The following is an 11,569-nucleotide window of genomic DNA, read 5'->3' as shown; positions in this document are numbered from 1 at the left end:
CGGCAGCGCTGCCGCCCGACCCCCGTCATGTACCCAGCTCAGACGTCTTCCGACGGCTGTTCATAGGTGCCGACGAGTATGGCCCGTGCGATCGCGTGGGAGAACAGATTGAACCCGAGGTAGGCCGGGGTGGCGCCGTCGGGTAGACCCAGCGACTCGACGTCGACCGCGTGGACCACGACGTAGTACCGGTGCGGTCCGTGCCCGGGAGGCGGTGCGGCACCGACGAACCGCTTCATCGATGCGTCGCCTGTCAGCGCCACCGCGCCGTCCGGCAGGCCGCTGCCGGCCTCGTCGCCTGCGCCTTCGGCAAGCGACGTCACCGAAACCGGGATGTCGGCCACTGCCCAGTGCCAGAAGCCGGAGGCCGTCGGGGCGTCCGGATCGTAGACCGTGACCGCGAAACTCTTTGTCTCCGAGGGAAACCCGGACCAGCTCAACTGGGGCGAGAGGTCCTCGCCACCGGCACCCATCACTCCGCTGACCTGCTGATTGCGCAGCGGCGCACCGTCGGTCACGCTCTCCGACGTCAGGGTGAAGCTCGGCAACTTCGGAAGCGTCTCATACGGATTGAACGACATGAATCACCTTTCTCGCGGAACGTGAACTACTCAATGGGGCAACTCGTCACCTGGTGCTCACGATCAACTGTGCATCAGGAAGTGCTCGAAAACCTTGGTTCCGAAAACCACCGCATCCACCGGCACCCGCTCGTCGACGCCGTGGAAGAGCGCCGCGAAATCGAGGTCCGGCGGCAACTGGAGTGGCGCGAATCCGAAGCATCGAATCCCCAGTTTGGCGAAGGCTTTTGCATCGGTTCCACCGGACAGCATGTAGGGCACCGTCTTGCCGTGGGGGTCGTGGGCGAGGATCGCGTCGTTCATCGCATCGACGAGGTGACCGTCGAAGGTCGTCTCGTAGGAGTCGAGGTGGGTGATCCACTCCCGGGTGACGTTCGGCCCGAGCAGTTCGTCGATCTCCTTCTCGAAGGCGGCCTGCCGCCCGGGCAGCACGCGACAGTCCACGACGGCCTCGGCCTTCTGCGGGATGACGTTGGCCTTGTAGCCCGCCTTGAGCATGGTGGGATTGGCGGTGTCGCGCAGCGTCGCGCCGATGATGCGGGCGATGTTGCCGATCTTGAACAGCGTGGTGTCGAGATCGGGGGCGTCCGGCCGGAGGTCGAGCCCGGTCTCCTCCCCGACCGCCGCGAGGAACTCGCTCACCGATTCGGTCATCACGAGCGGGAACGTGTGACGACCGATCCGGGCCACGGCCTCCGCGACGTCGGTGACCGCGTTGTCGTCGTGCAGAAACGAGCCGTGACCGGCCTTCGCGTGTGCCGTCAGCCGCATCCACGACAAACCCTTCTCGGCTGTCTCCACCAGATACAACCTGCGCTGCTCGCCGTCGGGACGATTGACCGTCAGCGAGAACCCGCCGACCTCGCCGACCGCCTCGGTGATCCCTCCGAACAGGTCAGGACGATTGTCCACCAGCCAGTGCGCACCCCATTGGCCGCCGGCCTCCTCGTCGGCCGTGAACAGGAAGACGAGTTCGCGCGGTGGCACCGTGCCGTCCCGCTTGAACTGTCGCGCCAACGCCAGGGCCATGCCGACCATGTCCTTCATGTCGACCGCGCCGCGACCCCAGATGTAGCCGTCGGACACCGACCCGGAGAACGGGTGCACACTCCAGTCGGCGGGTTCGGCGGGGACCACATCGAGGTGGCCGTGGATCAACAGTGCACCGCGGTCGGAATCCGGCGGCCCGGCCAGGCGTGCGAACACATTGCCGCGGCCCGGCCGACCGGACTCGACGTACTGCGTGGTGTAACCGACCTCCTCGAGTTGCTGCGCCACCCACTTGGCGCATTCCTCCTCGCCTTTCGTGGTCTCCGGCTCACCGGTGTTGGTGGTGTCGAATCGGATGAGACGGCTGACGATGTCGACCACTTCGTCGACCGCTGCGGTACCCGCACGCTGGGAAGTCACACCTCACTCCTACGGGATTTGGGATAGTCGGGCAACCTCGGTTAAGGTTGTGCCCGCTACAAACGCAGGTCCGAGTGGCGGAATGGCAGACGCGCTAGCTTGAGGTGCTAGTGCCCTATTAACGGGCGTGGGGGTTCAAGTCCCCCCTCGGACACCACGCGATACCCCGAGTCGACCGCGACTCGGGGATTTTTTGTGGCGGAATCCGCCGACCAGGACGCTCCGGTCCCGGGTCGCGGCGACTCGCCCACGACCCGGAACCGAACCGGTCAGGCCTGCCCGGAGCCGTTCCCGCCGGCGTTGCCGTTGCCGAGCAGCCCGGCGAGACGACCCTTCGGATAGGGCAATTCGATGCCGTGTTCCTCGTAGGCGCGCAGGATGTCGCGCCGGATCCGGCGCTGCAGGGCCCACTGCGAGTTGGCCTTCGTCTTGAGCGTCATCCGCAGGGTCACCATGTCCGGCGACACCTCCTGCACACCGAGCATCTCTGGCGGCCCGAGGACGTCGTCGGCGAGGTCCTTCTCCGCAACCGTGGCGGTCGCCGCCTCCAGCGCGACCTGCTGGGCGCGGTCGATGTCGGCGGACAGCGACACCGGAACCTCGATCCGGGCGACGGCGTACTCCTGGCTCATGTTGCCCACGCGCAGGATCTCGCCGTTGCGGACGTACCACAACGTACCGTCGATGTCGCGCAACGTCGTGATCCGCAGACCGACGGTCTCCACCTCACCGATGGCCTCCCCGAGATCGACGATGTCGCCGACGCCGTACTGGTCCTCCAAGAGCATGAAGACGCCGGACACGAAGTCCCGCACAAGGTTCTGCGCGCCGAACCCGATCGCCAGACCCACGACTCCGGCGGAGGCGATGAACGGCGCGATGTTGACGCCGAGGACGCTGAGAATCGACAGGACCACCCAGACGAGCAGGATGATCGACACGGTCGACTTCAGGACCGAACCGATCGTCTTCGCGCGCTGGGCGCGCCGCTCCGCCGCCGCAACGCCCCCGGTCGGCGTGCGATCGCGCAGATGTCGCAGCAGCGCGGGTTTACGGGTCTCCACGCCGGTGTCGGCGGCGACCGGCTTGGACCGTTTGGTCATCCGGTCGATGAGCCGGTGCAGTATGTACCGGACGATCAGCCCCACCACCACGTACGTCGCGATCCGGATGGGGTTCTCGATCAGCCACTCGCGGTTTGTCTCCGTCCATTCGAAAGCGATGAGTTCAGGCGTCATGGCACCGACCGTACGGATGACGAATGGCATGTCCAGTTCGTGCGGCGACACCAACGCCGTGATCTCGCCGTGACCAAGCCGGATGTTGCGAATCTCACGATCCGCAGAGCGAGGAGGCCCCTCCCTGGGCCGTGCGACGTGCACGCGACAATGGCGGGGTGACCCGCATCCTCCTCGACTGCGACACCGGTATCGACGATTCGGTGGCACTGCTCTATCTGCTCGCGCGCCGTGATGTCGACATCGTCGGTATTGCCTCCACCGCGGGCAACGTGCCGGTCGACGTCGCCACCGCCAACAATCTCTCCTGGCTGCAACTCTGCGGGCGGACCGACATCCCGGTACACGTCGGATCGGCGACGCCGCTCGTCGCCGACCTGATGACAGCCGAGGACACCCACGGGCCCCTGGGAGTCGGCTATGCCGACCTGCCGACTGCGACGATCAGCCCCAGCGGAACCGATGCAGCCGATGCGTGGATCGACGCGTCCCTGGCATATCCGGGTGAACTGATCGGCCTCGTGACCGGACCGTTGACGTCGTTGGCCACGGCCATCCGCCGGGATCCGGCGTTGCCCGGTCGCCTGGCCCGGCTGGTCGTCATGGGTGGCGCATTCCACGTCCACGGCAACACGACGCCGACATCCGAGTGGAACATCGCCGTGGACCCGGAAGCCGGCGCAGAGGTGTTCGACGCCTTCTCCTCCGCCGGTGTCCGTCCGCCGATCATCTGCCCGCTCGACCTCACCGAATCGGTGGCGATGACCCCGGACCATGTCGTGCGTCTGGCGGCCGCGGCCGGCAGCGAGCCCGTCGAATGTCCTGATCCCGCAGACGAAACCGGGCTTCGGTCGGTCGCCGACAACCTCGTGATCCGTCATCTCGTCGACGCACTGCGCTTCTATTTCGAGTTCCATCATGCGCACGACGAGGGCTACATCGCTCATCTGCACGACCCGTTCGCGGCGATGGTCGCCCTGGCGCCCGAGATCGTCGACACGGTTCCGGCTCGAGTCGACGTGGAACTGGACGGACGGCTCACCCGCGGGATGACCGTCGCGGACGAGCGTGCCATGACCGGCGAACCCAACGCCCGTATCGCGACGGCCACCGATGTCGAGGCAGTGTTCGACGAACTGATCGAGACCATCGGTGCGTTCGCGCGAGGGCGGGTGGAGTAGGGCGAGCCGCCAACCCCACCGCCGGTCGCCAACCCCGTCGCCGGTCGAGTAGGTCGAGCCGCTAGCGAGACGGTATCCGCCGGATTGAGCCTGTCGAAATCAGACCACTTGATGTGCGGCGCAAGGGGTTTCGATACGCCCTCGCCTAGCGGCTCGGGCTACTCAACCACCGAGGGGAAGGCGCCTAGCGGCTCGGGCTACTCAACCAGCGGAGGGAGCGCGAGCGGTTCAGGCTACTCAACCAGCGGGTGAAGGCTCAGGCTACTCAACCAGCGGAAGGAACTCGCCAGCGGAAGAGCGCCAGGCGTCAGTCGTCGTCTTCCCCGTCGGCGGCGTGATGATCGAGGTTGACGGTTCCGGCACGCCAGTAGCCGTCGACCTTCACACGTTCCTTGGGCAATCCGAGTTCGCGGCGCAGGTGGCGGCGAACCGGCTTCAGCGAGTTGGCCTCACCGGCGACCCAGCAATAGAACGAACCGTCGCGCAGCTCGGCGGCGCGGATCGCGTCGTGGAGCAACGGGCTGTTGCCGGCAGGAGCGGCACCGCGATGCAGCACACGGATCTCGGTCCCGGCGCGCTGCGGGAGATCGATCTCGGCCGCGGCGTCGGACACCTCGACAAATGCGAGCACGCCCTTGTCGGCCGGCAACTCCTCCAGCCATCGAGCCAGCGCCGGCAGCGCGGTGTCGTCGGCGCCGAGCAGATACCAGTCGTACCCGGTCGGATAGATGTGCGAACCACGTGGGCCCAGCATGCCCAGCCGGTCCCCCGCGACCGCACGCGTCGCCCAGGAACCTGCGATCCCATGCGTGTGGAGGACGAAATCGATGTCCAGAAGGCCTGTTTCACGATCGAATGCCCGGACCGTGTAGTCCCGGTAGATCGGTCGGCGGCCGTCCTCCGGCGGACGCATGCCCTCCGGTCCGATCCCCGGCATCACGATCTCGCCGCTCTCGTCGGCGAAGAACAGCTTGATGTGGTCATCGGGTGCCATGTGGACGAAGTGGAAGTTGTCCGGCGAGGTGATGGCGAACGTGACACGACGCATCTCACTGCTGAGATCGATCGCACGGACGACCTCGACGGTCCGCGGCACGAGGTCGTACATGGTCAGTCGTACATCGGTGGCGTCCGGTGTCAGGTCGGCGTCACCGTTGACACCGCCGCGAGTGCGCGATCGGGTCATCGGAGTCCCTCCCCATTCAGTGCGCCCACGGCCTGCTGACCGTCGGGCCCGCCACCCGATCCCACGGTCGCGCCGACGCGGTCACGATCGTCCACCACTGCTCGCACGATCTCGCCCGAGCGAACGGCGACATTCGACAGCAACGTGGACGTCAATCCGTGCGTGTGTTCCGAATTGCCCTGGACGAAGATCCGTCCGGTGATGTCGTCGGCGGTCCGCACGCGATACATGCGGTCGAGGACGGGGCGCCCGTGTCGATCCTCGTGACATTCCCGCGCGAGCTCGCCCAGCATGTCGGCGAGGGGAGTCGGTTCGAATCCGGTGGCGAAGACCACGGCATCGCAATCCAGGCTGTGCTCCGCCCCCGTTAGCCGGTTGACGATGCGCAACCGCGCGGAATCATCGGTCTCGCTCAGTTCCAGAAGTTCGCTGGCACCGTGCACGAACAGGCGCCGCTTCCCGTCGACCCGTTCGGTGTACTCGCGCCGGTACAGGTCCTCGATGAGCGCGGGATCCACGGCGGAATAGTTGGTACTGCGGTGGTACTGCAGCAGCCGTTCCCGCCAGGCCTCGTCGGCCGAGAAGTACTCGTCGACGGCGTCGGGATCGAAGATGCGGTTCGCGTAGGGGCTGTCGTCGGCCGGCGTGTAACCGTACTTCGCGAAGACGGCATGTACGTCCGCGTCCGTCTCGGTGTGCAGGTAGGCCGCAACCTCGGCTGCGCTCTGACCCGCGCCGATCACGGCGTAACGCTTGTTGCGGTGAGCGGGGACGTCAGCGAATCGCGCGAGCATCTGGTGGTTGTGGAACACCCGTTGGCCCGCGGTGACACCGGCCGGCAACTTGGCCCGCAGTCCACCGCCGAGAACGATATGTCGTGCGCGCACGACACCGTGTTCGGTGGACGAGACCTCGAAGTGGTCGCCCGACCAGCGAACATTCGTCACCTCGTCCCCATAGGTCACCGGTACATCCACCCGCCGGGCGGCCCACGCCAGGTAGTCGTGGAACTCCGCACGCAGGGGGAAGAAGTCCTGGCGATTGATGAAATGTACGAGGCGATCGCGTTCGGCAAGGTAGTTCAGGAACGTGTAGGCGCTGCGCGCGTTGCGCTGCGTGGCGAGATCCTTCAGAAAGGACACCTGCATGGTGGTACCCGGCAGCAGCATGTCCGAATGCCACCCGAAATCGGACTTCTTCTCGAAGAATCGCGCCGACACCTTGGCACCCGCCGCGGCGGTCACATTGTGTTCCTCGATCGCGATGGCGAGGGCAAGATTCGACGGTCCGAAACCGATTCCGGCGACGTCGACGATCGGGGCATGATCAGTGGACAAGCATTGCTCCTCAGTATCGTTCTGAGACGGCGTGTCCCCGATTGCCGCGGACTCGCTCGTTCGACAGACGAAAGGTAAGTCTATCCTAAGCTTCGAGGGGCGGTTCCGTCGCCCTCGGGCTGTCGCCCTGTGTGGCGTTGCTCGGCCGATCACGACATCCTCGAACGAAAGGCGCAGACGCACATGCAGATGACGAACCCGGTGCCATCCGACGTGAGAACGTTTCTGCTGTCGCGGCCTGATCACCACGTCATCGCCGGGGGTGCAACTGCAGGTTTCACGGACCCGGCGGCCGCCGTGGCGGCCCTGCGCTCGGGAACCATCTGCGCAGTGGTGGGTGCGCTCCCCTTCGACCTGCGAGAGACATCCGCACTCATGGCGCCACGGACGCTGCGCCGTCTCGACGGGCCCTGGAAGCAGCCGCTGGAAGACGAGACGCCCGCGGCCACGATCACCACAGAGATCCCTCGGCCCGCCGAGCATCGCCGACGAGTGGAACGGGTAATCGCGTCCCTGGCCGACCCGGCGAGCCCGCTCGAGAAGGTGGTCCTGGCGCGCGCTCTGCAGGTGAGAACCGAATCAGCGCTCTCCCCATGGCATCTCGCGGCCCGACTGGGGGCGGGCGACGGACCAGGGAGTGTCTTCGTGGCAGATCTCTCGGCAGCCGGCCCTCGGTTCACCGGCCACCATCTCGTCGGCGCGAGCCCGGAGGTGCTCATCCGTAAACAGGGCTCCACGGTCTCGTGCCACCCCCTGGCGGGTTCGGCACCTCGTAGCTCCGATCCCGGCGTCGACGCGGCGCGCGCCCGTCACCTCGCATCGTCGACGAAGGATCTTCACGAGCACCGCATCGTCGTAGATGGCCTGCGCGCGGCGCTCGCACCTCTGTGCAGCTCCCTCGACGTGGACGATCAACCGTCTGTCGTCGGGACGCCCACGATGTGGCATCTCGGCACACCGATCCGGGGAGAAGTCTCCGACACTGCCGTCACCGCCTTGGAACTGGCTCTCGCAGTTCACCCCACCGCTGCCGTGTGCGGTTCCCCCACCCCGGCCGCTCGCGATCTGATCGTCGCCACCGAAGGCAGTCGAGGCTTCTACACGGGAGCCGTCGGCTGGAGCGACGCCCAGGGCGACGGACAGTGGATGGTCTCGATTCGGTGCACGCAACTCGCCGCAGACAACCGCACCGCCACCGCCTGGGCCGGTGGCGGCATCGTGGCGCAGTCACGACCCGACGACGAACTCCGCGAGACAACGGCGAAATTCCGAACCATCCTGGCGGCGTTCGGCATCGACCACGATGCCGCCGATCAGCGGAACCGGGCCCGGGCGCAGTCGGCGTGATTCGGGGCGCCGCGCCCGCTCAGTCGGTGACGGCCGGTGCCCGAACGTTCGCCTCGGCGGATGGGTCCGGCACTCCGGCGCCGCCGGAGGTGTCCGCGCGCCGCACGGCAGCGACCACCATCGGCCCGGCCATGATCGAGGTGACCACCGCGACGAGCACCACCACCATGTAGACGGCGTCGGTGAAGACACCCAGTTCCAGGCCGACGGTCGCCACGATGATGCCCACCACGCCGCGGGCATTGAGGCCCGATCCGTACGCCAGCGCCTCCCAGCGACCGACCCGGGCAAGGCGCGCCCCCACATAGCCACCCAGGAGCTTGGTCGCCACGGCGACAACGAGGACCGCGAGAGCCAAGAGGGCAACGCCCGGTTCGCCCAGCACGAGCAGGTCCAGGTGCAGGCCGGCCGTCGCCAAGAACACCGGCGCCAGGACGGCCGTGGTGACCGTCCTCAGCGGTGACGAGGTCGTGGCGTCTCGCTCACCCACCAGTAGACCGGCCAGGAAGGCGCCGAGAACGGCCTCGAGGTGGAGCGCGTCGGTCACCGCAGCACCGCCCGCGATGATGATGACCACCAGCGCGGTGACGTGCACCTTGTGGGTGGACGATTCGAGCCGGTCGAGGCCGCGACGGACCCACGGCCGCAAGACGATTGTCGCCAGGATGACCGCCGCCAGACTGAGCACGGTCAGTGGCAACTGCCAGCCGCGCAGGCCGACCGTCGTCATCGCCGACACAGCCGCGAGCAGCAGCCATGCGCCGATGTCATTGATCGTGCCAGCGGCCAGCGTGATCTGACCGATCTGCCCGCGCATCAGGCCGAGGTCCGTGAGGATCTTCGCGATCACGGGTATGGCGCTCAACGACATCGCCGCGCCGAGCAACAGTGCGAATTCGAGAGTCGACGATCCCTCACCATGGAAGGTCACGGGCACGAGGAACCCGACGGCCACACCGCCGCCGAGCGGTATGCCGAACGCCCACAACGACACCGAAGAAACCACGCCGATTCGACGGCGAAGCACCTCGGTGTCGAGTTCCGTGGCCGCGAGACCGACAAGGAGCAGAACACCGAACTGACCGATGCCCTCGACAAGGGGGCTGGGTGCACCATCGTCGAACAGGGCATCCGAGACCCGGGGCAGTAGCAGACCCAACAGCGATGGCCCCAACAGAACCCCGGCGATCAGCTCGCCGACCATCGCGGGCAAGCCGACCCGGCGGGCGATCATCCCCGCGATCAACGCCGCCGCGAGGATGATCGCCAGCTGGGCGAACATCATTGCGCGGTGTGCACTTCCACGGCCACCCGGCCGTGGAGAGCCGGTGTCATGCGGTCACGGATGCGGGTTCGGTCCACGCCAATCCGTCCAAAGAAGGCACCAGACCGCCTTCGAGCAGTGGCGGCTCCACACCGTTCGACCCTGTTGCCGCGCGCGCCTGAAGTGCGTTCATCTCCTCCATCACGTCACGGACCACCGGCGCGCTGAACATGTGTCCCATCCGCTGGCCCGAATCGGTGTCCATGCCACCGGTCCTGTCGGTCGCCTCGGTCAAGGCCTTGGTCGACGCGGTGAATTTCTCGACGACCTGATCGGCATCGGTGAGTGCGTTCTCACCGGAGTAGCCACCGGCGACGAGTGAGACGAACGCAGCGAGGTCGGTCCGGTCCAGATTGGTGACCCGTCGGGCCTTCCAGAAGTACGAGTCCTCGGACTGCTCCATGTCGTAGAAGGCCGAAAGGAACTCGTAGAACACCGCGTACTCGCGTCGGTAACGGCCCTCGAACTCGTCGAAGGCACGTTCCTCGGTCATCGCCCCCGACAGCACGCTGTTGATCGATCTCGCGGCGAGGACACCCGAATAGGTCGCGAGGTGGACACCGGTGGAGAACACCGGATCGATGAAGCAGGCGGCGTCGCCGACGAGCACCATCCCGTTGCCCCAGAACTTGGTGTTGGCATACGAGTAGTCCTTGCGGAGACGGATCTCGCCGTAGGTGCCCTCGGTCACCCGAGTCGCGTCGGAGAGCATGTCCTTGACGATGGCGCAGCGATCGATGTAGCCACGCAGCGTCGACTCCTGCGCATCGAGGCGATCGGCCTTGGACTTCGAGATGACCGCGCCGACGCTGGTGAGTTCATCGGTCAGTGGGATGTACCAGATCCAGCCTTCGTCGAACGCCGCGCACAAGATGTTCCCGGAGTCCGGGGCCGGCAGTCGCTTGCCGCCCTCGAAGTACCCGAAGATGGCGACATTCTGAAAGAAGTCCGAGTACACCCGTTCTCCCCCAGCATGTTTCGACAGACGCGTCGTGTTGCCCGAGGCGTCCACCACGAAAGTGGCCCGCACGTGGTGCTCCGTGCGGTCGGCGTCCACGTAACGCACTCCGACGACGCGCCCGTGCTCGTCCTGCTCGGTTCCGTTAACGCGGCAGTTCTGCCGGACGTCAACGCCCGACTCCGCCGAGTGCTCGAGCAGGATCTGGTCGAACTTCATTCGTTCGACCTGATACGCGTAGGAACCATCACCCGCGAACTCCGGGGAGATGGCGAACAAGAAGTTCCACGGGACCGGGTTCTTGCCCCATCGGAAACTGCCGCCGCGTTTCGGCATGAACCCGGCGTCCTTGATCTTCTTATCCACACCGAGCAGGCGACACACGCCGTGGATCGTCGACGGCAGCAGCGACTCCCCGATCTGGTACCGCGGGAAGGTCTCCTTTTCGAGCTGGACGACCCGATGGCCGCTCTTGGCCAGGAGCGTGGCCACGGTGGACCCGCCGGGTCCGCCGCCGACGACGACGACATCCACGTGCTCGATCGGGGCAGAATTCATCGAACGGCCTCCTCGCCAGACTCGGGATCTTCTGTCGTCAGCTCGCGGACCCACGCTCCGACCACCGGGTCCGAGGCCAGAGCCACGAGGTCCGCCTTCACGGCGCCCGCGGCCCGCCAACGCTCGATCAGCGACATCAGCCGGACCGAATCCAATCCGACGTCGAGGACGTTGGTGTCGTCACTGATCTCGTCGGCCGGCACCTGCAGGATGTCTGCGATGTCCGCGATGATCTGTTCCCTCGTGAGGGTGGAACTGGTGGTCGCCATGCGATGATCTCCTCACTTCCGCCATCGGTGTCGTGATGGCCTCAACTACTGTCCGAGCAGCGCCGCTCCGCGCAGGCGCACGCGCCATGTCGCGGCCATGTTGATTAGCCTAACCTTGGTTGCCTCGGGGCCGGCAACACGCCCGCCGTTCGCGTGGTCGGGAAGGCCGCGTCGATCGGT

The 11,569-nt window shown here is 66.4% G+C and carries 10 protein-coding genes and 1 tRNA gene; 3 read left to right on the top strand and 8 right to left on the bottom strand.

Annotated elements, in window-relative coordinates:
* Positions 1-38: 38 nt before the first annotated feature.
* Both V1Y59_RS08285 and V1Y59_RS08280 read right to left on the bottom strand, forming a co-directional pair.
* Entirely contained in the window at positions 39-581 is a 543-nt protein-coding gene (locus V1Y59_RS08285; protein ID WP_330504330.1) for a YbhB/YbcL family Raf kinase inhibitor-like protein, read from the bottom strand.
* A 63-nt stretch (positions 582-644) separates the two neighbouring features.
* The gene (locus tag V1Y59_RS08280) at positions 645-1,991 is read right to left on the bottom strand and encodes a M20/M25/M40 family metallo-hydrolase (RefSeq protein ID WP_330504329.1); all 1,347 of its coding nucleotides are present in this window, start codon (positions 1,989-1,991) and stop codon (positions 645-647) included.
* Between the two features lie 68 nt (positions 1,992-2,059).
* Between V1Y59_RS08280 and V1Y59_RS08275 the strand changes: the two genes are divergently transcribed.
* Positions 2,060-2,148: transfer RNA gene (locus V1Y59_RS08275), tRNA-Leu, on the top strand.
* Positions 2,149-2,260: 112 nt separating this feature from the next.
* Here the strand turns inward: V1Y59_RS08275 and V1Y59_RS08270 are convergent.
* Positions 2,261-3,229, bottom strand: a complete 969-nt coding sequence (locus V1Y59_RS08270; RefSeq protein ID WP_330504328.1) for a mechanosensitive ion channel family protein — start codon at positions 3,227-3,229, stop codon at positions 2,261-2,263.
* A 158-nt stretch (positions 3,230-3,387) separates the two neighbouring features.
* On the opposite strand from V1Y59_RS08270, the gene V1Y59_RS08265 reads away from it, so the two are divergent.
* Positions 3,388-4,410, top strand: coding sequence for a nucleoside hydrolase (locus V1Y59_RS08265; RefSeq protein WP_330504327.1), 1,023 nt, complete (start codon positions 3,388-3,390; stop codon positions 4,408-4,410).
* Between the two features lie 307 nt (positions 4,411-4,717).
* Here the strand turns inward: V1Y59_RS08265 and V1Y59_RS08260 are convergent, their stop codons facing one another.
* Both V1Y59_RS08260 and V1Y59_RS08255 read right to left on the bottom strand, forming a co-directional pair.
* Positions 4,718-5,596: a siderophore-interacting protein gene (locus V1Y59_RS08260; protein WP_330504326.1), complete on the bottom strand. Its 879-nt coding sequence runs from the start codon at positions 5,594-5,596 to the stop codon at positions 4,718-4,720.
* Positions 5,593-6,933 carry a lysine N(6)-hydroxylase/L-ornithine N(5)-oxygenase family protein gene (locus V1Y59_RS08255; RefSeq protein WP_330504325.1) on the bottom strand — a complete coding sequence of 447 codons (1,341 nt, stop codon included), beginning with the start codon at positions 6,931-6,933 and terminating at the stop codon, positions 5,593-5,595. Before V1Y59_RS08255 ends, V1Y59_RS08260 begins: the two co-directional genes overlap by 4 nt.
* A 183-nt stretch (positions 6,934-7,116) precedes the next feature.
* On the opposite strand from V1Y59_RS08255, the gene V1Y59_RS08250 reads away from it, so the two are divergent.
* On the top strand, positions 7,117-8,280 hold the full coding sequence (locus V1Y59_RS08250) for an isochorismate synthase (protein ID WP_330504324.1): 1,164 nt from the start codon (positions 7,117-7,119) through the stop codon (positions 8,278-8,280).
* 19 nt (positions 8,281-8,299) lie between these two features.
* On the opposite strand, the gene V1Y59_RS08245 is transcribed toward V1Y59_RS08250, so the two are convergent.
* From V1Y59_RS08245 to V1Y59_RS08235, 3 genes are read right to left on the bottom strand one after another with little or no spacing between them, the layout of a single operon-like run.
* Complete coding sequence (locus V1Y59_RS08245) at positions 8,300-9,565, bottom strand: cation:proton antiporter (RefSeq protein ID WP_330504323.1); 1,266 nt, start codon at positions 9,563-9,565, stop codon at positions 8,300-8,302.
* A 46-nt stretch (positions 9,566-9,611) separates the two neighbouring features.
* Positions 9,612-11,120: a tryptophan 7-halogenase gene (locus V1Y59_RS08240; RefSeq protein WP_330504322.1), complete on the bottom strand. Its 1,509-nt coding sequence runs from the start codon at positions 11,118-11,120 to the stop codon at positions 9,612-9,614.
* Entirely contained in the window at positions 11,117-11,389 is a 273-nt protein-coding gene (locus V1Y59_RS08235; protein WP_330504321.1) for a phosphopantetheine-binding protein, read from the bottom strand. The genes V1Y59_RS08240 and V1Y59_RS08235 overlap by 4 nt, the downstream gene beginning before the upstream one ends.
* Positions 11,390-11,569 lie beyond the last annotated feature (180 nt).

Origin of the sequence: Gordonia prachuapensis, assembly GCF_036350515.1 — a bacterium.
GTDB lineage: Bacteria > Actinomycetota > Actinomycetes > Mycobacteriales > Mycobacteriaceae > Gordonia > Gordonia prachuapensis.
This window is presented reverse-complemented; position numbering and strand designations above follow the sequence as displayed.